This is a genomic window from Ruegeria sp. BHSA118 (genome assembly GCF_059613405.1).
On record NZ_JBXWSM010000023.1, the window covers coordinates 26761 to 47145 of the forward strand.

Here is a 20385-nt window from a genome sequence, read left to right on the forward strand (position 1 = left end):
GGCCTCCTCTTTTCAGTGCCTTTGCCGCGACGCAGAATCGCGCGCTTCACAGACTGGAATATTGGGCACCGAGTAATATTGCAACCGTTTTTGGCGTCATATTGTAATTTTATGACCCAGCGGTTGCAGAAAGTTATTTTGCAGACGCAGAAATGCGGCTTCCTGAGTCCGCCGAGACGGATGCGGCGTAATAGTCCAGAAGATCGCCGCGCTGACCTGATACGGACAGCATACCCCCCTGTCGGTTCAGAATCCGGCGCTCAACCAGTTGATCCAAAGCATTTGATATGGCCTGCGAATTGTCCTTGGCTTGCGGATCATCGCGCTCCATCATCTGTCGAATTTGTAACAGAACGTCTGCTTCGGACATCGGGCCGTTGTCGCGCACCAGCAAACAGGCCGCTGGTGCCGGCACCAGCGGTATAGCATGCTGGATACGCTGCATCAGCGCCCGGGCCAAATCGGTCATCATGTCGTCACTGCCCTCAGCCCGGAATTCCCTCAGAGAGATCGGCCTGCCGTACCGGACAGACGCCAGACCGAACCGCTTGTATCGGCCGATCAAACGACGCCAAATCTGTTTCAATATCCAGCGCGTGATGACGCCAATCCGTGCGCGAAACCGCCGCTCTGTTCCAAGTGCCGCGCGGGTCAGGATGGTGTCTTCCAACACACGGTCATAATTCAAGGCAACCGGGACAAACACCACATCGCGCCCCTGCGGCGACGTTCCATCCATAATGTATTTGAGCAGTCCAAGCTTGGGGCGCGCAATGGCCCCGGTCAGACTCAGCCCGCCTTCTGGAAACATGGCTTGAGTTACGCCGGCTTCGGTTGCGTGGCGCACATAGGTGGACAGAACCTGACGATAGAGTTCGCTGCCGGACTTGCGCCGGATAAAATACGCCCCCATCGCCCGGATCAATCGGCTGAGTGGCCAGACCCGGGCCCACTCTCCGACAGCATAAGACAGCGCAGAATGTCGGGCTGCAAGATACGTGACCAATACGTAATCCATGTTGCTCCGGTGGTTCATGACAAAGACAACCGTAGCTTCGGGGTCAATATTCCTGACGGAGTCTTCGTCCTGGTAGCTAAGCCGCACCTCGTAGAATGTGTTGCTCAGCAAGCGGGCCAGCCGGATCGCAAAGCTGAAATAGGCGAAGGCCGAAAAGGACGGAACGATCTCTCGGGCATAACGACGTGCCTGCTCCGAGGCGACGGCCTCGGGCATACCGGTTTCACGGGCATGTTGCTGAACCGCGTGGCCAACCTGCGGATCATAAATCAAGCGCTGGATCATGTCATGCCGACGCGCCAGCTTGAAGGGCTGGATCGGGCGTTGAAGGCGCTGGTTCAGGCGCGCCACCGCGCGTTCCAGTCTACGACGGAAAAACCAGCGGACGGACGGAAACAGGAAATGCGATGCGAAAGTGACCATGGCAAAGACCACGATCAGCACGAAAAGCCAAAGCGGAAGTTCCACGGTTTGCGTCATGGCGGCAGATTGCCACCAATCACCGCCGCCCACAATCTGAACAATTGCGACATGCCGCAACGCAGCGAATTGACATGTCCCGAAAATTGCGCTTTAGAACCTCAAGACGAAATTTTATTGCCCACTGAAACGCGAGGCCCCGCTATGACGCAGACGCAGAAAGATCGCCCCTGGCTCATCCGAACCTATGCCGGTCATTCCACGGCCAAAGCCTCGAACGCGCTTTATCGGGGGAATCTTGCGAAAGGCCAAACCGGTCTGTCCGTGGCCTTCGATCTGCCCACGCAAACAGGCTATGACAGCGACCACACCTTGGCCCGCGGTGAAGTCGGCAAGGTCGGTGTGCCGGTCTGTCATCTGGGCGACATGCGGGTTCTGTTCGACCAGATCCCGCTGGAGCAGATGAACACCTCGATGACGATCAACGCCACTGCGCCATGGCTTTTGGCCCTCTATATCGCCGTCGCAGAGGAGCAAGGCGCGGATGTATCCAAACTACAGGGCACGGTTCAAAACGACCTGATCAAGGAATACCTGAGCCGCGGCACTTATGTTTGCCCGCCCAAACCGTCGCTCAAGATGATCGCGGACGTGGCCGAGTATTGCTATACCAATGTTCCGAAATGGAACCCGATGAACGTGTGCTCGTATCACCTGCAAGAGGCGGGTGCGACGCCAGAGCAGGAGCTGGCGTATGCCCTGGCCACGGCCATCGCTGTGCTGGACGAATTGCGCCCACGAGTACCTGCCGAGGATTTCCCGGCGCTCTGCGGTCGGATTTCCTTTTTTGTGAATGCTGGCATCCGCTTTGTCACCGAAATGTGCAAAATGCGTGCCTTCGTGGATCTTTGGGATGAGATCCTGCAACAACGCTATGGCGTTGAAAATCCGAAATTCCGTCGATTCCGGTATGGCGTGCAGGTGAACTCTCTGGGCCTGACCGAGCAGCAGCCCGAAAACAACGTCTATCGCATCCTGATCGAGATGCTGGCCGTAACCCTGTCGAAGAATGCGCGCGCCCGTGCCGTGCAATTGCCCGCTTGGAACGAGGCGCTTGGCCTGCCGCGCCCGTGGGACCAGCAGTGGTCGATGCGGATGCAGCAGATCCTGGCCTACGAAACCGATCTGCTGGAATACGATGATCTGTTCGATGGCAACCCCGCTGTCGATGCCAAGGTGAAAGAGCTGAAAGAAGGCGCGCGGGCCGAACTCTCCAACCTGGATTCGATGGGCGGCGCGGTCGCTTCGATCGAATACATGAAGTCCCGACTGGTGGATTCCAACGCTGAACGCCTGAACCGGATCGAGCGCAACGAAACTGTTGTCGTTGGTGTGAACAAATGGATCGAAGGCGAGGCATCACCACTGCAAACCGAAGACGGTGGCATCATGGTTGTTGATCCTGCCGTGGAACAAGAACAAATCGACCGCCTGAACACGTGGCGCGCAGAACGGGACGAAGCGGCCGTAACAGCGGCCCTGGCCGCGCTGCGCGAAGCGGCACAGACCGGGGCAAACATCATGGAACCGTCCATTGCCGCCGCAAAGGCCGGCGCGACGACGGGCGAATGGGCCGAAGAGATGCGCAAAGTCTACGGAACCTATCGCGGCCCAACTGGTGTTTCGGGGTCTGTTTCGAACAAGACCGAAGGGCTGGACGACCTGCGTGCCGCCGTTGATGCCATCAGCGACAGGCTGGGCCGGCGCCTGAAGTTCCTTGTAGGCAAGCCCGGACTGGACGGCCATTCCAACGGTGCCGAACAGATCGCCTTCCGTGCCCGCGATTGCGGTATGGACATCAGCTATGAAGGCATTCGCCTGACACCCGAAGAAATCGTTGCTGCCGCCCGCGAAGATGACGCGCATGTCATTGGATTGTCGATCCTGTCCGGCAGCCACCTGCCACTGGTCAAAGACGTCATGGAACGTCTGCGGCAGGCGGGGTTGTCTCATATCCCAGTCGTGGTGGGTGGCATTATTCCGGACGAAGATGCCGAAAAACTGAAATCCATGGGTGTGGCCAAGGTCTACACCCCGAAAAACTTCGAACTCAATTCGATAATGGGCGATATTGTTACTCTGGCGGATCCTCGGAACCTCGCCGCAGAGTAAATTAGCTTAAAGGCACTTTTTCTCCTGTTTCCGTCTCTGAAAAATTCGGGATGGAATAAGCGGATAATTGGAATTACGGTGCGCGCTCATGTGCACCGTAATTATTATCTGATGGAGAAGAATGATGGGGATCAATCTTGAGAATATGTCACGCAAAGACCTTTTGGCTTTGCGCAATGACGTTGAAAAAGCTTTGATCAAGGCAGAAAAACGCGAACGTCAGGAGGCTTTGAAAGCTGCAGAAAAGGCTGCGGCAGAATTCGGCTTCTCTTTGTCTGAACTGTCCGGAGAAACGTCACGCAGCGTTAAACCAACAAAAACAATGGCTAAATACCGCAATCCGGAAAATCCCGATCAAACCTGGACCGGTCGCGGCCGCAAACCTCAATGGGTGCATGACGCGCTGACGGCAGGCGCGGATATTTCTGATCTGGAAATCTAATCTGAGCGATTTAGAAAATGACAATTCATATTGGCGCCGAAAAAGGCGAAATAGCTGAAACCGTACTTTTGCCCGGTGATCCCTACCGGGCGAAATGGGCGGCCGAGACGTTTTTGGACGATGTCAAACAGGTCAATAACGTTCGGGGAATGCTTGGCTTTACCGGAAACTGGAAGGGAAATCCCGTTACAATTCAGGGAAGCGGCATGGGAATGCCGTCTCTTTCCATTTATGTAAACGAGTTGATCCGCGATTACGATGCGAAAACCCTGATCCGCATTGGATCCTGCGGGGGGATGCAGGACAGCGTCAAAATTCGTGACGTTATTCTGGCCATGACATCAACCACGCTGAGCACGCCGTCGCGCGGCATCCTGAAAGAGCTCAACTTTGCGCCCTGCGCCGATTGGGGGTTGCTGCAAGCTGCCGCCACCGCGGCTGCCGCCAAGGGAACGCCGACCCATGTTGGTGGAATTTACTCGTCAGATGTCTTTTATGACGAGCGTCCAGATCTCAACGAACAGATGGTGCGTCACGGCATTCTGGGGGTCGAGATGGAAGCGGCCGAACTCTATATTCTGGCGGCGCGCCACAAATGCCGCGCTCTGGCCGTTCTCACTGTTTCCGACCACCTGTTGACCGGAGAGGCTCTGCCATCGTCAGAACGTGAAAGCAGCTTTGGTGAAATGGTGGGAATCGCGCTTCAGGCTGCGTTCCCCAACAGCTGATGGTGGGCAGGCACGAGGAAACGGGTGCCTGCTGTTGCTATCGCCCGTGCGAGCGATCATATCCATTGCTCGCAGGGCTGTCCCACCCCTTCAAATCATCACTGGTAGGAGCGAACACCTCGACCAGCAAGGGGTGGCAGGCAGCCGTGTCCGAGGAATGTTCCGAGGAACAATCCCCGCCCGGGCAGGCGCTGAGGTTGCCCAGCAAATCAATCTCGGCAAAGAATTCCAGAAAATCCCCGGGCCGCACGGGTGAGGCTTTCATGAAGTACTGACCTGTGTCGCGGGTGAAACCGGTACACATGAAGACGTTCAGGACGTCGTGCACCGCTGGTTCGGCTTCGGTCAGCGGAATATTGAGGTGATCCGCAAGCGCGCGGGTCAGGTTGGAATGGCAGCAATGGTGGTATTGCGTACCGGACAAAAGGTTGCCCGTATACGGATCGCACCGCGTGCCGATGACGTCATGAACCGACCCCCCATAGGAATCGATTCCGTACCACCCCAGCGTATCCGCAATAATCGTGGCCATCGGGCGCAGATGAGGGAAACTGGACCACATCCGCTCTCCGGTGGTCAGATGCGTGCCATGCAGCGCCCGGGTTTTTCCGGAATAGAAGCGTTCCGACAGGTCGTTTCGGTTCCAGAGGTTCAGGTCGCCAACCTGCGGCCCCTCGACGGAAGTGATGCGAAAGAAATGGCCAGCGGGCACTTCGAAACAACGCGCATCACGTGGCGGCACCAGCACTTCGCCCGTTTTGCTTGCGCGTTCGCGAAGGGACCTCATCCAAGGTACATCCGGTCGCGGCAATGCCTCGTTCGGGTAACAGATGACAGGGGCAACCGCGCGACGGGCTTCGGCATCTTCAGGCGGGTGAAGAGTGTTTTCTGATACGGTCATGCCGGGCAGAGTGGCGCATTATTCAGCCCTCGGAAAGCCCTATCTTTTAGGGGTCACGCGCCCTCAAACACCGCAAAGGTTGGTCCAGTGCAGTGATTTCGGCACCGCAAAAGCTGCACCGCCAGATACCGTGGCTCTTGTCCTGCCGCCACCTGCAATCACGTGTCAGCCCGGAATGGCGCGAGCGCCAGAGGAAATAGGCAAACACGCCGGCCGCCAGAAGAAGCAGAAGAACAGGCATCCCTCTGCTTTGCCGATAAATCGCCAGTTTGCAAGCCTTGCCGCCCGTATCAGGCCGCGTTTGCGTATTCGAACAGCTCGGGCTCTTTGTCGGCTTTAACCGGCTCCGGCGTGTAGTAGGCCCATGCCTGCTCCAGCAGTTTCAGCGCCTCTTTAGCGTCGATTTTTTGTTTGGATGTGTTTGTATTCATCGGAGTGATCCTGACTCGAACTCATCACTCCTCCCTCACCAAAAAATAGGGCAATGCAGCCGGGGCTACACCACCTTATTTTGCAAGATCGACATGCGCTTACCGCAATGCGGCGCAAGTGCTTAAACCGCGCGTTCGACCATCATCTTCTTGATCTCGGCAATCGCCTTGGCCGGGTTCAAACCTTTGGGGCAGGTCTTGGCGCAGTTCATGATGGTGTGGCAGCGATAGAGCTTGAACGGATCTTCCAGCTCATCCAGACGTTCACCCGTCGCCTCATCCCGGCTGTCGATGATCCAGCGATAGGCATGCAGCAAGGCCGCGGGGCCAAGATAGCGATCACCATTCCACCAATAGCTCGGGCACGAGGTCGAGCAACTGGCGCACATCACGCATTCATAGAGACCGTCCAGCTTTTTCCGGTCTTCGATCGACTGCTTCCATTCCTTTGCAGGGCGGTTGGTCTTGGTTTCCAGCCATGGCATGATGGATGCATGCTGGGCATAGAAATGGGTCAGATCAGGGATCAGGTCTTTGACCACAGGCATATGCGGCAGCGGGTAAATCTTAACATCGCCCTTGATCTCATCCATGCCATAGATACAGGCCAGCGTGTTGATCCCATCGATATTCATCGCGCAGGATCCACAGATGCCTTCGCGGCAAGACCGGCGGAACGTCAACGTCGGATCGATCTCGTTTTTGATCTTGATCAGCGCGTCCAGTACCATCGGACCGCATGTATCCATATCAACGAAATAGGTGTCGACACGCGGGTTCTGCCCGTCGTCGGGGTTCCAACGATAGATCTGGAACTTGCGCACGTTCGTGGCGCCGTCCGGCTTTGGCCAGGTCTTGCCGGTGGTAATCCGGGAATTCTTGGGCAGGGTCAGTTGAACCATGTCAATTCTCCATTCAGCACAAGGCCGCCTTTCAGCCTGTCCGGGCGCATTCAGACGCCCCTCGGTTATAATGCCCCCAATGGGCGATGTTCACGTCGAAATCCGGCGATAGCCAATTCGCAAGGGTTTGCGGATCGTCCCGGTCGATATCAAAGCGCAGAAAGCGCGGGTTGTCGTCAAAGAAAGCTTGGACCTCGGAATGGTGCACGTCATACATATGCGCCCAGCCCCGTTTTACCTCGTCGGTCGTCTGTCCATTGGCCTTGCAGCATCGCTCTAGGTACCTACCGCCGGAATGGTTGGCACGTGATGCGATCCAGTCATCGCGATTGCGCGTGTTCAGCAAGTAATAGGCGTCCGGGTAAGCCGCGTGCAGCTCTCGAAAGAACCGCGCGCCGTCCAGCATAAAGCGTGAATTGACAAAGGCGATATCGGTGAAGGCCCGGACGGCACCAAACCCATCCAGCGGTCTGCGCCCCATGGCAATATTGGTTACCATGCGATGTGCAAGGTTTAGACCCTGTTCATTTTTCCAATGCACCGAAGGAATCCCGCTGTTCTGAAACAGTTTGTGAAACGAGGTCGTCGCACATCGGTTCAAGCCGATCAGGATGATCTTGGGATCGCTTTGCCCGGATTGGAGTTTCTCGACCGTCATTGCAAGCACCAGCAAGGCATACGCCGCGATGCGCCTGGGGTTTCAGCGTGACTTACGCTTTGTTGAACGCCCTTCCGGCATGTGACGGAATCAAAAGCGGCTTGTTTGACTTCCAGGGTCGATATGGTGCTTGCGCCAATCACTCGTTCAACTCCGCTCGAACACCTTGAACGCGGCAAAGCTGTTCTTTGAGGCATGCGCAGCATGCCCTTTGACGGCAAACGGGTTCTCTTCTTCACAATAGAGCTGCCAGCCGGGCATGAATTCTTCAACCCAAAGGGAATACGGGCGATGACGCACATGCTGGTTGGAAGGATTCCGGTCAAAATCAGACGAATAGATAACGACAAAACGATTTGCCAGCCCGAACAAGCGCCGCATGTAGTTTTCGAAAACGCTGTCTTCGGTCAGATGATAAATGACATCCAACGAAAGAGAAACGTCATGCGGCTCAACCTCGGAATCGGCGTTTTTGAACACCCAATTGGGACGGGATCGAAAAACTTCGTTGCAGCGCCGAACGCAGAGGTCCGAGACATCTAGACCGGTATATTTCGGGATATCAAACAATTGCGCCTGATTTCCGTCGCCCGATCCCAGCTCTACAACCGAGTCCACGCCTTCCATCTCGACCATCGTGTTGATGAAGTTCGCTTTGTAGACAGCAAGACGCCCGTAAGACCCCGCCCCCGAGGTCTTGCCGCGCTCATATCGGCGTTGCCAATAATCGGTCGAAGAAAACTCAGCCATCTTGCCCCTGTTCCTGACCAGCCCTTAGAACGTCCGCGCTTTGGGCGCGATTTTCTGCAAGCTGATACCGCCTTGGTCCTCGGTCGTCAGCGGATCAACGATGACCGGACGATAGCTGAGCTCAACCTTGTTGCCCTCGACCCGGCTGACCGTGTGAACACGCCAGTTTTCGTCATCACGCTTGCTGAAGTCCTCATGCGCGTGGGCCCCTCGGGATTCCTTGCGGGCCTCGGCGCCGACGATGGTGGCAAGCGCGTTTGGCATCAGGTTGGTCAGTTCAAGGGTTTCCATCAGATCGCTGTTCCAGACCAATGAACGGTCTGTGACCTTCAGGTCGTCCATCTTTGCGGCAATCGCTGTCATCTTCTCGACGCCTTCGGCCATGGTCTTGGCGGTTCGGAACACGGCCGCATCCGCCTGCATGGTCTTTTGCATCTCAAGCCGCAGATCGGCGGTTGGGATTGAACCGCTGGCGTTACGCACCGCATCAAAACGGTCAAACGCTTGGTCGACCGACGCCTGGTTCAGAACCGGGTTGGCGGATTCCGCGTCGACAACCTTGCCAGCCCGGATCGCTGCCGCCCGGCCAAAGACCACAAGGTCAATCAGCGAGTTCGATCCCAGTCGGTTCGCCCCGTGGACCGAGGCACAGCCGGCTTCGCCAACGGCCATCAAACCGGGAACGACCGCCGTCGGATCGTCGGCTGTTGGGTTCAGAACCTCACCCCAATAGTTCGTGGGAATACCGCCCATGTTGTAATGCACGGTGGGCAGAACCGGTATCGGTTCCTTGGTGACATCCACACCCGCAAAAATCTTGGCGCTTTCCGAGATACCGGGCAGGCGCTCCGCCAGAGCCTCGGCAGGCAAATGGCTGAGGTTCAGGTGAATGTGATCCCCTTCGGCCCCTACGCCACGTCCCTCGCGGATTTCCATGGTCATCGAACGCGAAACGTAATCGCGTGGTGCGAGGTCCTTGTACTGGGGCGCATAGCGCTCCATGAACCGTTCACCTTCCGAGTTTGTCAGATACCCGCCCTCGCCACGTGCGCCTTCGGTGATCAGGCAGCCCGATCCGTAGATGCCGGTGGGGTGGAACTGAACGAATTCCATATCCTGCAGTGCCAAGCCCGCGCGCGCCACCATGCCGCCGCCATCGCCGGTGCAGGTATGTGCCGAGGTTGCGCTGAAATAGGCGCGGCCATAGCCGCCGGTCGCCAGAACCACCATCTTGGCATTGAAGACATGCATCGTGCCATCGTCCAGCTTCCAGCAGACAACACCCTGACACTGGCGGTCATCGGACATGATCAGGTCGATGGCAAAATATTCGATATAGAACTCAGCATTGTTCTTGAGCGACTGGCCATACAGAGTATGCAGGATCGCGTGGCCGGTCCGGTCGGCGGCTGCACAGGTGCGCTGTACCGCAGGACCTTCTCCGAATTCAGTAGTGTGTCCACCGAAGGGGCGCTGATAAATCTTGCCTTCTTCCGTCCGGCTGAACGGAACGCCATAGTGCTCCAGCTCGTAGACCGCCTTTGGCGCCTCGCGGGCAAGGTACTCCATCGCGTCGGTGTCGCCCAACCAGTCCGAGCCCTTGACGGTATCGTACATGTGCCATTGCCAATGATCGGGACCCATATTCGACAGCGACGCGGCGATACCGCCCTGAGCCGCCACAGTATGCGAACGGGTTGGGAAAACCTTGGTCACGCAGGCCGTGCGCAGGCCTTGTTCCGCCATACCCAATGTCGCCCGCAGACCGGCCCCACCGGCGCCGACAACGACCACGTCATATTCATGCGTTTCGTATTCGTATGCAGCCATTTCTTTCAGCTCCGGGAATTAAAGGGCAATGCGCGCGATGGCGAAGATGCCGGCCGCAGCCGCACCGTAGGACAGGCAGGTCACCAGAATGATCAGGACCTTTTCAAGCGTGCCGTGAACATAGTCCTCAAGCATCACCTGCGCACCGTCTGCGAAGTGTTTGAAGCCAACCGCCAGCGTCAGTGCTGCCACGATGGCCGGGAAGGGCCGCGAATAATACTCGAGCACCACGTCAAACGGCTGACCCAGAACCGGGCCGAAGGTGAAAACAAACAAAGGCACAAGGATCAGCAGAGCCACCGAGCTGACTTTCATCGCCCAGAAATGGGCGGTGCCGGATTTCGCCGAGCCAAGGCCAGCGGCGCGTTTGCGGTCGGTCAGATAACGCATGTCAGGCCTCCAATCACGCGACGAGGACAAGGGTCAGAAGGGTCAGCACGACCGATCCGATGACAACGGCCCAGCCCAGCTTTGTCGCTGTGGGAAGGTCCAGACCAACCGCATTGTCCCAGATCAGGTGCCGCACACCGGCCAGCGTGTGATACCAAAGACCCCAAACAGACAGAGCCATCACCAGATCACCAAGCACCGAAGTAATCACTCCGTTCGCAACGGCGAAGGCTTCGGGCGAAGTTGCTGCGGCCAGAAACCACCAGACAATCAGCAGCGCCGCCAGCAGAAGCGCGTTTCCGGTGATGCGTGTCAGGATGGATGTGACCGACGTCAGCTGTGGACGATAGATCGACAGGTGCGGCGAAAGTGGGCGGTTGCCCCGATTTACATCGGCCATGGCGGCTCCTTTTCGGTTGGCTACCGAACGTTTTACTGGTTTTTGCGACACTGTCACGTGCTGCGGGTGCAAAAACCACTAAATTCAGCGCAATTTGGCGGATTATTCAGGTATGTGATCACACAAAATATTGTCGTGATCACATTTTACATTCCCCTTCATCAATGTTAGCGATTTCAAGACCAAAGGCATGTGATCACGAATCTCCTGACTGTCATTTAAGGCCCGCCGTTTGCTGTGTCACTTCGCGCAGCAGTTTCTTGCGAATTCGTTCAGGGTAGTCCGCGAAGCCCGAGGCCGAAACGACAAAAGCGCCCTCGCCCACGATGACATTCTCAAAGAAATAGGCCGTCAGGTCCGGTTCACTTTCTTCGATGGCCAGCGCATTGACGACAATGCCGCGGTTGCGCAGTGCGTCATGAACCTGCGTTGGTTCGACCCCTTCATTGGATACGCCGTCCCCCGACAGATCGATCAGTCTCCGTTTGCAATCGGAAACGGAATCAAATGCGTCCAGCGTCGTATGCAGCGCCTCGCCAATCGCGGTCGAGAAGTTCCGCCAGATGCGTGGATCTTCGGCAACCTGATCGGCAAAACGATCCAGCGCCGCGAAACTGTCGACACGGGTCCAGGGGATCGTAACCTGCTGGCGCGATGACCCGGTCCATTGCACCAGCATCAACTGCGCCTGACCCCGAACCAATGCCTCGGACACGATCGGGTCGCGCAGACCAGCGGCCAGCCCGTCCATCTGGATGCGAAACTCGCTGGTGTCGACTGAGCCGGAAACATCAACCGCCAGGGCCAGCGCCAGATCGCAGGCCTGAACCGCCGGCGCCAGACAAACGCTGGTCAATATCGCGCGCAGAATATGCATGGTACAAGCCTAGCACGGCTTGCACGCGAATGGCTCACATTACCGTCAGCACGCCTATTGCGGCATGAGCGCCCAATAATCGAGATCCAGAAGAACATCCGGCAAATACCGGCCCTCGTCACTCTTCAACACGAACGGATCACCACCCTTTGTCGCCACCAGGCGCAGGCGGATCGCACCCACGCCGGGAACACCGGTTTCCGCCTTATCCAGGACTTCGGACCAGGCCTTGATCGTGTCGCCCGCGAAACACGGGTTGGCATGCGCGCCGCCATTCAGGCCGACAATCATCTGCGCGTTCGCAAGCCCATTGAACGACAAGGTCCGGGCCATCGAGATCACGTGCCCGCCATAGATCAACCTGCCTTCCGGGCGGAATGTCAGGTCGAAATGCACCTTGGCGGTGTTCTGCCACAATCGCGTGGCCAGCATATGTTCGGCCTCTTCCACGGTGACGCCGTCCACGTGGTCGATTTTCTCACCGATTTCATAATCGCCCCAACGATGCGCTTCACCGGCCAAAGCGAAGTCGTAATTCGAGAAATCGAGACCTTCGGGCACGATCAGATCTTTGGGCGTCAGGGCCTTTTTCAATTCGGGAACAACCGTTTCGGGCGCTGGCGCATTCACGTCTGCCTTGCGCACCATGACCCAACGGACGTATTCGATGACCACTTCGTCCAATTGGTTCAATCCACGGGTGCGGACCCAAACGACACCTGTTTTCCCGTTGGAATTCTGTTTGACGCCAATCACCTCGGACACAGATCGCAGGGTATCACCGGCGTAGACGGGTTTCAGCCAGCGGCCTTCGCCATAGCCAAGATTGGCAACCGCATTCAGCGAAACATCCGGAACCGTTTTACCGAACACCAGATGAAACGCCGCCAGATCATCAAGCGGACTTTCCGGCAAACCGCAATCCCGGGCAAATTCGTCCGAGGAATACAGCGCGTGACGCGCGGGATAAAGCGCGTGATACAGACCGCGTTCACCCTCGGTCACTGTGCGCGGCACGGCGTGTTGCAACACCTGCCCTACGGAATAATCCTCGAAAAATCGGCCCGGATTTGTTTTTACCATTACTGCTGTCCCAGTTTCATATCGGGGGAATAGTCGGCTTCGACCTCTTTGGTCACAGCCTGTGCACACCGCATTACATTGTTGGCTGTGTCAAAGGCATAGGACGGGTCGCCGTACAGCTCCCATCCCTTCGCCAGCGCATCTGACACCTTGTGACAGAAGGCTGACGTGTCTTCTTCGGTCAACAAACGATAGAGTTTCGCCATGGGGTCAGGTCCTCATGAGCCAAACGGAGACGGACCGACCAGGCCGTGGATATATCCGATAACCCCCAGCAGCACGATCGACGCCACAAAGAACATCGCATCCTTGCCATAGGTTCCCGATTCACCGGGCGTCCAGTCGGGTTCGGCCTTGTTGATCACAACAACTTCGACCACGGCCCATGCCAGAAGACCGCCGAACAGGGTGATCGAGGCCAGATCTCCGTTCACCAGCAAATGTGCAAAGGCCCACAGCGTGAATCCACCCAGCATCGGATGACGAAACTTGTTCAGCACCCGGCCTTTGGTGCCCGCGGGGCTCATCATGAAGATCGCGATCAGAACCAACAGATTATTGACGTGAATCAGAAAGGTCGGCGGTGCCCAGACATAAATGAAGTCGGTCATGCGATAGCCGAACACCATCAACAGGACCGACGCGACCAGCGCCAGGGCTACTGCCCCCTTGCCCCCGTCGCCCATCGCGGCGCGGCGTTCAGGCGCCACACGTTTGAACAGATGCGCGGCCCACCACAGTGCCACGCCCAAGATCAGAAGAACAAAGCCCATGCTGGCTTACCCCGCTTGCAAAGCTGAAATCGCCTCTGCTTTTGCCAGAATTTCACGGGCCGTTGCAACGTGCAGGTTTTCAACAATCTTGCCATCCACGACGGCGACACCCTGCCCTTGCGCTTCGGTCTCTTCGAATGCCGAAATTTGGCGGCGGGCCAGATCGATCTCGTCATCCGATGGTGCGAAGGCTGTGTTGGCCACATCGACCTGGGCCGGATGGATCAGTGTTTTGCCATCAAAGCCCATGTCGCGGCCCTGCGCACACTCGGCGGCCAGACCCTCGGCATCCTTGAAAGCGTTGTACACGCCATCAATGATGATCAGCCCTTCGGCCTTGGCGGCCAACAGGCACAGACCCAGCGAAGTCATCATCGGCAAGCGATCGGGACGAAAGCGGGTTTGCAGCTCTTTGGCCAGATCGTTTGTGCCCATCACGAACCCGGCCATCAGCGGATGCGCGGCGATCTCGGCAGCGTTCAGCATTCCGCGCGGCGTTTCCATCATGGCCCAGATCGGCAATTCTCCGGTGATCGCCGCCAGAGCATCCACGTCAGCCGCCGAATTCACTTTGGGCAACAGGACAATATCGGCATCCATGTCGCGCACCGCCTCGGCATCGGCACGCCCCCATTCGGTGTCCAGCCCATTGATCCGGACGATCTTGACCCGCGTACCATACCCCCCAGCGGCCAGCGCCCCTTTCAGCGTTTCGCGAGCGTTTTCTTTTTCGTCCGCTGCAACTGCATCTTCCAGGTCGAAGATGATCGCATCCACAGGCAAAGAGCGGGCCTTGTCCAGAGCCCGGTCCTTCGAACCAGGAATGTAGAGAACCGAACGATAGGGGCGCAGACGAGGATCCATGGACCACTCCCATTGAAATAAAGTTGCGCGGAATGGGCCATTTTTTGCAGGAAAGTTCAAGCACAAAATTGCCGCACCGCAGCAAACACGACGCAACGTGCGTTCCCTTAACCGGATTTCGTCCCTTGCCACCCACCCTGATCGGCAGCTGGAATCAAAAAAGGGTACGGGATGCAAAAGACGGTGTTCAAGATGACGATGGGGCTTGGGATCATGGTCCTGGCCGCGCAACATGTGCACGCTCAGGGTCAAAACTGTGCGCCCAGAGAAGCTGTGCTGGAGCGGTTGCACGAGGACTATGGTGAAACGCGCAGGGGTTTGGGACTGGCCCGGAAAGGCGCTGTCATGGAGCTTTTTGCCTCGAACGAAAACGGCAGCTGGACGATCACGGTGACTTTGCCCAACGGGATCACCTGCCTTGTGGCGTCGGGTCAGGCTTTTGAAGAGGTGGCCGAGGCGCTGCCCCCCAATGCCTGATCAGGTAAGCGCGTCCCAGATCAGTTTGCTGCCGGTGAGTGTCAGCAGCACATAGGCGAGCCCGAAGAACAGGCGTTCGGACAACATGAAATGTGCCCGGACGCCCAGCCATGCCCCCAGGATCGCAAAGGGTGTCAGCAGCAAATCCGCCCACAACGTCTGCCATGTGAACATGCCCAGATACGCATAGGGTATGAATTTCGCGATATTGATCACCCAAAAAACCAGTACCGTACTGGCTTGAAATTCGGTTTTCGTCAGGCGTTGCGACAATAGATAGACCGCTGCCGGGGGGCCACCGGCATGGCTGACGAAACTTGTGAAACCCGCGACCAGCCCGGCAAACAAACCAGAAGTCGGCGGCAGTCGCCTGGCAAACCCGCGCACCCACCCTTTCGACTGCGCGACGTGCCAGATTACGAACCCGACCGAGATGCCACCGATCAGCAGACGCAACAGATCATCATCCGTTGCACGGTAAAGCCATGCCCCTATCGCCACACCGGGCACCGCGCCAAGGATCAGCAGACGGGAATCCGGCCAGCTCCACCGCCTCCAATAGGGACCCAACGTGGCCACGTCGATCACCATCAAAATCGGCAGCATCAGGGCCAAAGCCTGCCCGGGCGTCAGGATCAAGGCCAGAATCGATGACGAGGCAAAGGCCACGCCGGAACCGAAACCGCCCTTCGAGATACCGGCAAAGATCACGGCAGGGATCGCCACGGCAAAAAACATCAAGTTCAATTCGAACATGTGACAGTCCCGGTTTTGGCTTGTCTCAAAGGCCGTTTAGCGCAATCAAAGCAGGGCCTGCAAACAGTATGCGGTTGTATGCCACGTCGCAGAACTCTTGCCTATTGACGTTTTAACGACTAGCACAACCGCGATTTCAATACCGACCGGATATGGAGAAATTCCAAATGGCCAGACCCAAGATTGCGCTGATCGGCGCGGGGAACATCGGCGGCACGCTCGCACATCTCGCAGCTGTCAAAGAACTGGGTGACGTTGTCCTGTTTGACATCGCAGACGGGCTGCCTCAGGGCAAGGCGCTCGACATCGCAGAATCCGGCCCTTCGGAAGGGTTCGACGCCTCGATGAAAGGCACCAGCGACTATGCAGATATTGCCGGCGCGGATGTGTGCATCGTGACCGCAGGCGTAGCCCGCAAACCGGGCATGAGCCGCGATGATCTGCTGGGCATCAACCTGAAAGTCATGAAGTCGGTCGGTGAAGGCATCGCAGCCCACGCACCCGACGCATTCGTGATCTGCATCACCAACCCGCTGGACGCGATGGTCTGGGCCTTGCGCGAATTCTCGGGTCTGCCGCACAACAAAGTCTGCGGCATGGCTGGCGTGCTGGACTCGGCGCGCTTTGCACACTTCCTGTCGGAAGAGTTTAACGTCTCGATGCGCGACGTCACCGCGTTTGTTCTGGGCGGCCACGGCGACACCATGGTGCCGTCGGTCCGTTACTCGACCGTTGCCGGCATTCCGCTGCCTGATCTGGTCGAGATGGGCTGGACCACGCAAGAGAAACTGGACGCCATCGTGCAGCGCACCCGTGACGGCGGCGCAGAAATCGTTGGCCTGCTGAAAACCGGGTCGGCCTATTACGCGCCTGCAACGTCGGCGATCGAAATGGCCGAAGCCTATCTGAAAGACCAGAAACGTGTTCTGCCCTGTGCGGCCTATTGCAACGGCGAACTGGGCGTAGACGGGCTCTATGTCGGCGTCCCGACCGTCATAGGCGCCGGCGGCGTCGAGCGTATCGTTGACATCAAGCTGAACGAAAACGAGCAGGCAGGGTTCGACAACTCGGTGAACGCCGTGAAGGGCCTGATCGACGCGTGCAAGGGCATCGACAGCTCGTTGGCGTAAAACAGCCCTGAACTTCGAATAACAGACCGGCCCGTTTCAGGGCCGGTTTTCGTTTGGCCTACGCATGTCCCGGTCGCAAATGTTGGCGCAAACGCCGCAAATCCCTTTTTTCGAATATGATTTTCTTACGCTGCGCAGTTTTTTCGAATCGTTTTGCCGCATCAGAAAGTTTGTGATCACACCCTAAAATACTGTGATCACAAATAGCGAAAATCTTCGCTAAAAACCCATCGAGCATCAAAAAACCCTTTAAACTTGCCCGTTAGACACCCCTATAACGGGGTAATCGTAGTCAGACGGGACAGTTTCGATGAATATTCACGAATATCAGGCCAAAGCTCTTTTGCGCAGCTATGGCGCTCCGGTCTCCGACGGTCGCGCGGTTCTGCGCGCCGAGGAAGCCAAAACCGCAGCCGGTGAACTGGATGGGCCGCTTTGGGTCGTCAAGGCTCAGATCCACGCAGGTGGACGTGGCAAGGGCAGCTTCAAAGAGACCGACGCGGGCGAAAAAGGCGGTGTCCGTCTGACCAAATCGGTGGAAGAAGCCGCCGAGGAAGCCAAGAAGATGCTGGGCCGCACGCTGGTCACCCATCAGACCGGCCCCGCAGGCAAGCAGGTCAACCGCATTTATATCGAGGCCGGATCCGGCATCGAGCGTGAGCTGTACCTGGCCCTGTTGGTGGATCGCCAGACCAGCCGCATTTCCTTCGTCTGTTCGACCGAGGGCGGCATGGACATCGAAGAAGTAGCCGCCGCGACGCCCGAGAAAATCCTGTCCTTCTCGGTCGATCCGGCCACCGGTTACATGCCCTATCACGGCCGCCGCATCGCCTTTTCGCTGGGTCTGGAAGGCGCGCAAGTCAAGCAATGCGTCAAACTGATGGGTCAGCTCTATCAAGCCTTCGTCGAGAAGGACATGGAGATGCTGGAGATCAACCCGCTGATCGTTTCCGACAGCGGCGACCTCAAGGTGCTGGACGCCAAGGTCGGGTTTGACGGCAACGCGGTCTACCGCCACCCGGATATTGCCGAACTGCGCGACACGACCGAGGAAGACCCCAAGGAACTGGAAGCCAGCAAATACGACCTGAACTACATCGCACTGGATGGTGAGATCGGCTGCATGGTCAACGGTGCCGGTCTGGCGATGGCGACGATGGACATCATCAAGCTGTACGGGGCTGAGCCTGCCAACTTCCTCGACGTGGGTGGCGGCGCCACCAAAGAGAAGGTGACCGAAGCGTTCAAGATCATCACATCGGACCCGCAGGTCAAAGGCATTCTGGTCAACATCTTCGGCGGCATCATGCGCTGTGATGTGATTGCTGAGGGCGTTGTCGCCGCGGTGAAAGAAGTTGGCCTGAAGGTGCCGCTGGTTGTGCGTCTGGAAGGCACGAATGTCGAGAAGGGCAAAGAGATCATCAACACCTCTGGCCTGGACGTAATCGCGGCAGACAACCTGAAAGACGGTGCCGAGAAGATCGTGAAAGCGGTCAAGGGATAAGCTTGTTCAAGTGGGGCTGGCCTCGGGCCCGCCCCATCGCGGCTAAAACCAAGCTGAAAAGCATTGCCGCGCAAGGCCGAAAGAAGCAATCGATCTGATGACCATCCCCATCTTCCTCATAGGTCTTGAACGCGCCACAGGGCGGGCGCGTTTGATGGAGCAGGAGCTGCAAAAGGCAGGCCTGTCGGCGACGCGCGTCAATGCTGTTGACTGCGATGCCGCCACCCGTGAGGATTTCCTGCGCGAGTGCAAGGCCGAGGGGCCGTGGGGCTATTTCCATACCAAGGACATGGCCTGCACTCTCAGCCACGCCAAAGCGTGGGAGGCATTGATCGCCTCGGGCGCGGAACAAGCGTTGGTCCTTGAGGATGACGTGTTCCTGACCCCAGAATTGGCCGATTGGCTGAACGACCCGTCCTGGTGGCCAGAGGATGCCGACATCGTGCGGTTCGAACGCTGGCGCAGCACTAAGCTTTACGTGGCACTTGGACGCAAGCGTTTGTCCCATTTGGGGCGGGAACTGCGCCTGATGCGTTCGCGCCATCCCGGAGGTGCAGCTTATGCGCTGACACGCGAAGCGGCCCGGCACTTCCTGGCGCAGAAACCCTTTGACATTACGCTGGATGGTTTGTTGTTCAACCCTTCCGCCTCGCCGGCGGCGCGTCAGATCAACATCTATCAGGTGATCCCGGCCATGGTCGAACAGGGCAACGAAGCGCCCGGCGAATACAATATGGGGGCACCGCGCGCGCGGCCAACAGGCTGGCCTCTGATCCGGCAAAAAGTAAGGCGTGGCATCGCTGAAATCAGCAGCGGCCTGCGCACGACGGCCAACCTGGCCCTGGGGCGTGCCACGCTCGAGAAAATTACCTATGCGCCGCAGGTTCTGCCGGCGACTGAACCCAATCAATCCAACACCGCCTAGAGAAAGGGACAAAATGGCAGTCCTCATTGACGAAAACACCAAAGTGATCTGTCAGGGCTTTACCGGCTCGCAGGGTACATTCCACAGCGAACAGGCCATTGCCTATGGCACCAAGATGGTCGGCGGCGTCACCCCCGGCAAAGGCGGGATGGAGCATCTGGGTCTGCCCGTGTTCAACTCGGTCCACGAGGCCAAGCATGTGACCGAAGCCAACGCATCGGTGATCTACGTACCGCCCCCATTCGCGGCTGACTCGATCCTCGAAGCGATTGATGCCGAGATGGAAGTGATCGTCTGCATCACCGAAGGCATCCCGGTTCTGGACATGATGAAGGTGAAGCGCGCGCTGGAAGGCTCAAGCTCGCGTCTGATCGGTCCGAACTGCCCCGGTGTCATCACGCCCGACGCCTGCAAGATCGGCATCATGCCCGGTCACATCCACAAGCGCGGTTCGGTCGGCGTTGTGTCGCGCTCGGGCACCCTGACCTATGAGGCCGTCAAGCAGACCACCGATGTGGGTCTGGGCCAGTCCACTTGTGTGGGAATCGGCGGTGACCCGATCAAAGGCACCGAGCATATCGACGTGCTGGAATGGTTCCTGGCGGATGACGAAACCGAGTCGATCATCATGATCGGTGAGATCGGTGGCTCGGCCGAGGAAGAAGCCGCACAGTTCCTGGCGGATGAGGCCAAGAAGGGCCGCAAAAAGCCGACCGCCGGTTTCATTGCAGGCCGCACAGCCCCTCCGGGCCGCCGCATGGGCCACGCAGGCGCGATTGTCGCCGGGGGCAAGGGCGGTGCCGAAGACAAGATCGAAGCCATGCGCTCGGCCGGTATCGTCGTGGCCGAAAGCCCGGCGCAGCTGGGTGAGGCTGTGCTGGAAGCGATTGGGTAAGCCCGCACAATCCGTGCGCAGGCCGGGCTTCAGCCCGGCTTGCATTTACAACTAGCAGA

At 57.8% G+C, this 20385-nt stretch carries 23 protein-coding genes; 8 read left to right on the forward strand and 15 right to left on the reverse strand.

Annotated features, from left to right (window positions below; all coding sequences use genetic code 11):
• Window positions 1-133: 133 nt before the first annotated feature.
• Complete coding sequence (locus AC2FNN_RS09295) at window positions 134-1498, reverse strand: 1-acyl-sn-glycerol-3-phosphate acyltransferase (protein ID WP_496758102.1); 1365 nt, start codon at window positions 1496-1498, stop codon at window positions 134-136.
• A gap of 144 nt (window positions 1499-1642) precedes the next feature.
• On the opposite strand from AC2FNN_RS09295, the gene AC2FNN_RS09300 reads away from it, so the two are divergent.
• The 3 genes from AC2FNN_RS09300 (at window position 1643) to deoD (ending at window position 4780) form a co-directional block, all read left to right on the forward strand.
• Window positions 1643-3610, forward strand: a complete 1968-nt coding sequence (locus AC2FNN_RS09300; RefSeq protein WP_496758104.1) for a methylmalonyl-CoA mutase family protein — start codon at window positions 1643-1645, stop codon at window positions 3608-3610.
• Window positions 3611-3734: 124 nt separating this feature from the next.
• Entirely contained in the window at window positions 3735-4052 is a 318-nt protein-coding gene (locus AC2FNN_RS09305) for an H-NS histone family protein (protein ID WP_496758105.1), read from the forward strand.
• A 17-nt stretch (window positions 4053-4069) separates the two neighbouring features.
• Window positions 4070-4780 carry a purine-nucleoside phosphorylase gene (gene deoD, locus AC2FNN_RS09310; RefSeq protein WP_496758107.1) on the forward strand — a complete coding sequence of 237 codons (711 nt, stop codon included), beginning with the start codon at window positions 4070-4072 and terminating at the stop codon, window positions 4778-4780.
• A gap of 37 nt (window positions 4781-4817) precedes the next feature.
• On the opposite strand, the gene AC2FNN_RS09315 is transcribed toward deoD, so the two are convergent.
• The 13 genes from AC2FNN_RS09315 to AC2FNN_RS09375 all read right to left on the reverse strand — a co-directional run bounded on the left by AC2FNN_RS09315 (window position 4818) and on the right by AC2FNN_RS09375 (window position 14639).
• Window positions 4818-5681, reverse strand: coding sequence for an urea carboxylase-associated family protein (locus AC2FNN_RS09315; protein ID WP_496758108.1), 864 nt, complete (start codon window positions 5679-5681; stop codon window positions 4818-4820).
• A gap of 290 nt (window positions 5682-5971) precedes the next feature.
• The gene (locus AC2FNN_RS09320) at window positions 5972-6112 is read right to left on the reverse strand and encodes a hypothetical protein (RefSeq protein ID WP_496758109.1); all 141 of its coding nucleotides are present in this window, start codon (window positions 6110-6112) and stop codon (window positions 5972-5974) included.
• Window positions 6113-6234: 122 nt separating this feature from the next.
• The gene (locus AC2FNN_RS09325) at window positions 6235-7014 is read right to left on the reverse strand and encodes a succinate dehydrogenase iron-sulfur subunit (protein WP_152456842.1); all 780 of its coding nucleotides are present in this window, start codon (window positions 7012-7014) and stop codon (window positions 6235-6237) included.
• Window positions 7015-7045: 31 nt separating this feature from the next.
• Window positions 7046-7672, reverse strand: coding sequence for a sulfotransferase (locus AC2FNN_RS09330; protein ID WP_496758111.1), 627 nt, complete (start codon window positions 7670-7672; stop codon window positions 7046-7048).
• Between the two features lie 147 nt (window positions 7673-7819).
• Complete coding sequence (locus AC2FNN_RS09335; RefSeq protein ID WP_496758113.1) at window positions 7820-8422, reverse strand: class I SAM-dependent methyltransferase; 603 nt, start codon at window positions 8420-8422, stop codon at window positions 7820-7822.
• A gap of 24 nt (window positions 8423-8446) precedes the next feature.
• Window positions 8447-10252, reverse strand: a complete 1806-nt coding sequence (gene sdhA, locus AC2FNN_RS09340; protein WP_496758114.1) for a succinate dehydrogenase flavoprotein subunit — start codon at window positions 10250-10252, stop codon at window positions 8447-8449.
• Window positions 10253-10270: 18 nt separating this feature from the next.
• Window positions 10271-10642 carry a succinate dehydrogenase, hydrophobic membrane anchor protein gene (gene sdhD / locus AC2FNN_RS09345; protein ID WP_117870336.1) on the reverse strand — a complete coding sequence of 124 codons (372 nt, stop codon included), beginning with the start codon at window positions 10640-10642 and terminating at the stop codon, window positions 10271-10273.
• Between the two features lie 13 nt (window positions 10643-10655).
• On the reverse strand, window positions 10656-11042 hold the full coding sequence (gene sdhC, locus AC2FNN_RS09350) for a succinate dehydrogenase, cytochrome b556 subunit (protein WP_496758116.1): 387 nt from the start codon (window positions 11040-11042) through the stop codon (window positions 10656-10658).
• A 214-nt stretch (window positions 11043-11256) separates the two neighbouring features.
• A complete protein-coding gene (locus AC2FNN_RS09355; protein ID WP_496758118.1) occupies window positions 11257-11919 on the reverse strand; it encodes a DUF1194 domain-containing protein in 663 nt (220 codons plus the stop codon).
• A gap of 54 nt (window positions 11920-11973) precedes the next feature.
• A complete protein-coding gene (locus tag AC2FNN_RS09360) occupies window positions 11974-13002 on the reverse strand; it encodes a MaoC family dehydratase (protein ID WP_496758119.1) in 1029 nt (342 codons plus the stop codon).
• On the reverse strand, window positions 13002-13208 hold the full coding sequence (locus tag AC2FNN_RS09365) for a DUF1737 domain-containing protein (RefSeq protein ID WP_496758121.1): 207 nt from the start codon (window positions 13206-13208) through the stop codon (window positions 13002-13004). Before AC2FNN_RS09365 ends, AC2FNN_RS09360 begins: the two co-directional genes overlap by 1 nt.
• A 12-nt stretch (window positions 13209-13220) precedes the next feature.
• Window positions 13221-13775: an NnrU family protein gene (locus tag AC2FNN_RS09370; RefSeq protein ID WP_496758123.1), complete on the reverse strand. Its 555-nt coding sequence runs from the start codon at window positions 13773-13775 to the stop codon at window positions 13221-13223.
• Between the two features lie 6 nt (window positions 13776-13781).
• Entirely contained in the window at window positions 13782-14639 is an 858-nt protein-coding gene (locus AC2FNN_RS09375) for an HpcH/HpaI aldolase/citrate lyase family protein (protein WP_496758125.1), read from the reverse strand.
• A 171-nt stretch (window positions 14640-14810) separates the two neighbouring features.
• Here AC2FNN_RS09375 and AC2FNN_RS09380 point away from each other — a divergent pair, with 171 nt between their 5' ends.
• A complete protein-coding gene (locus tag AC2FNN_RS09380; RefSeq protein WP_496758127.1) occupies window positions 14811-15116 on the forward strand; it encodes a hypothetical protein in 306 nt (101 codons plus the stop codon).
• Here AC2FNN_RS09380 and AC2FNN_RS09385 read toward each other — a convergent pair whose 3' ends face one another.
• A complete protein-coding gene (locus AC2FNN_RS09385; RefSeq protein WP_496758129.1) occupies window positions 15117-15872 on the reverse strand; it encodes a sulfite exporter TauE/SafE family protein in 756 nt (251 codons plus the stop codon).
• 167 nt (window positions 15873-16039) lie between these two features.
• Here AC2FNN_RS09385 and mdh point away from each other — a divergent pair, with 167 nt between their 5' ends.
• The 4 genes from mdh (at window position 16040) to sucD (ending at window position 20326) form a co-directional block, all read left to right on the forward strand.
• Complete coding sequence (gene mdh / locus AC2FNN_RS09390; RefSeq protein WP_496758130.1) at window positions 16040-17002, forward strand: malate dehydrogenase; 963 nt, start codon at window positions 16040-16042, stop codon at window positions 17000-17002.
• A gap of 310 nt (window positions 17003-17312) precedes the next feature.
• A complete protein-coding gene (gene sucC, locus AC2FNN_RS09395; RefSeq protein WP_496758132.1) occupies window positions 17313-18506 on the forward strand; it encodes an ADP-forming succinate--CoA ligase subunit beta in 1194 nt (397 codons plus the stop codon).
• Window positions 18507-18603: 97 nt separating this feature from the next.
• The gene (locus tag AC2FNN_RS09400; RefSeq protein WP_496758133.1) at window positions 18604-19431 is read left to right on the forward strand and encodes a glycosyltransferase family 25 protein; all 828 of its coding nucleotides are present in this window, start codon (window positions 18604-18606) and stop codon (window positions 19429-19431) included.
• Window positions 19432-19444: 13 nt separating this feature from the next.
• Window positions 19445-20326, forward strand: a complete 882-nt coding sequence (gene sucD, locus AC2FNN_RS09405; RefSeq protein ID WP_117870362.1) for a succinate--CoA ligase subunit alpha — start codon at window positions 19445-19447, stop codon at window positions 20324-20326.
• Window positions 20327-20385 lie beyond the last annotated feature (59 nt).

What these genes read in the sequence shown, in the direction of transcription:
- AC2FNN_RS09295 (WP_496758102.1), bottom strand. Translation starts at nt 1,498, where the DNA reads ATGACGCAAACCGTGGAACTTCCGCTTTGGCTTTTCGTGCTGATCGTG.
- AC2FNN_RS09300 (WP_496758104.1), top strand. Translation starts at nt 1,643, where the DNA reads ATGACGCAGACGCAGAAAGATCGCCCCTGGCTCATCCGAACCTATGCC.
- AC2FNN_RS09305 (WP_496758105.1), top strand. Translation starts at nt 3,735, where the DNA reads ATGGGGATCAATCTTGAGAATATGTCACGCAAAGACCTTTTGGCTTTG.
- deoD (WP_496758107.1), top strand. Translation starts at nt 4,070, where the DNA reads ATGACAATTCATATTGGCGCCGAAAAAGGCGAAATAGCTGAAACCGTA.
- AC2FNN_RS09315 (WP_496758108.1), bottom strand. Translation starts at nt 5,681, where the DNA reads ATGACCGTATCAGAAAACACTCTTCACCCGCCTGAAGATGCCGAAGCC.
- AC2FNN_RS09320 (WP_496758109.1), bottom strand. Translation starts at nt 6,112, where the DNA reads ATGAATACAAACACATCCAAACAAAAAATCGACGCTAAAGAGGCGCTG.
- AC2FNN_RS09325 (WP_152456842.1), bottom strand. Translation starts at nt 7,014, where the DNA reads ATGGTTCAACTGACCCTGCCCAAGAATTCCCGGATTACCACCGGCAAG.
- AC2FNN_RS09330 (WP_496758111.1), bottom strand. Translation starts at nt 7,672, where the DNA reads ATGACGGTCGAGAAACTCCAATCCGGGCAAAGCGATCCCAAGATCATC.
- AC2FNN_RS09335 (WP_496758113.1), bottom strand. Translation starts at nt 8,422, where the DNA reads ATGGCTGAGTTTTCTTCGACCGATTATTGGCAACGCCGATATGAGCGC.
- sdhA (WP_496758114.1), bottom strand. Translation starts at nt 10,252, where the DNA reads ATGGCTGCATACGAATACGAAACGCATGAATATGACGTGGTCGTTGTC.
- sdhD (WP_117870336.1), bottom strand. Translation starts at nt 10,642, where the DNA reads ATGCGTTATCTGACCGACCGCAAACGCGCCGCTGGCCTTGGCTCGGCG.
- sdhC (WP_496758116.1), bottom strand. Translation starts at nt 11,042, where the DNA reads ATGGCCGATGTAAATCGGGGCAACCGCCCACTTTCGCCGCACCTGTCG.
- AC2FNN_RS09355 (WP_496758118.1), bottom strand. Translation starts at nt 11,919, where the DNA reads ATGCATATTCTGCGCGCGATATTGACCAGCGTTTGTCTGGCGCCGGCG.
- AC2FNN_RS09360 (WP_496758119.1), bottom strand. Translation starts at nt 13,002, where the DNA reads ATGGTAAAAACAAATCCGGGCCGATTTTTCGAGGATTATTCCGTAGGG.
- AC2FNN_RS09365 (WP_496758121.1), bottom strand. Translation starts at nt 13,208, where the DNA reads ATGGCGAAACTCTATCGTTTGTTGACCGAAGAAGACACGTCAGCCTTC.
- AC2FNN_RS09370 (WP_496758123.1), bottom strand. Translation starts at nt 13,775, where the DNA reads ATGGGCTTTGTTCTTCTGATCTTGGGCGTGGCACTGTGGTGGGCCGCG.
- AC2FNN_RS09375 (WP_496758125.1), bottom strand. Translation starts at nt 14,639, where the DNA reads ATGGATCCTCGTCTGCGCCCCTATCGTTCGGTTCTCTACATTCCTGGT.
- AC2FNN_RS09380 (WP_496758127.1), top strand. Translation starts at nt 14,811, where the DNA reads ATGCAAAAGACGGTGTTCAAGATGACGATGGGGCTTGGGATCATGGTC.
- AC2FNN_RS09385 (WP_496758129.1), bottom strand. Translation starts at nt 15,872, where the DNA reads ATGTTCGAATTGAACTTGATGTTTTTTGCCGTGGCGATCCCTGCCGTG.
- mdh (WP_496758130.1), top strand. Translation starts at nt 16,040, where the DNA reads ATGGCCAGACCCAAGATTGCGCTGATCGGCGCGGGGAACATCGGCGGC.
- sucC (WP_496758132.1), top strand. Translation starts at nt 17,313, where the DNA reads ATGAATATTCACGAATATCAGGCCAAAGCTCTTTTGCGCAGCTATGGC.
- AC2FNN_RS09400 (WP_496758133.1), top strand. Translation starts at nt 18,604, where the DNA reads ATGACCATCCCCATCTTCCTCATAGGTCTTGAACGCGCCACAGGGCGG.
- sucD (WP_117870362.1), top strand. Translation starts at nt 19,445, where the DNA reads ATGGCAGTCCTCATTGACGAAAACACCAAAGTGATCTGTCAGGGCTTT.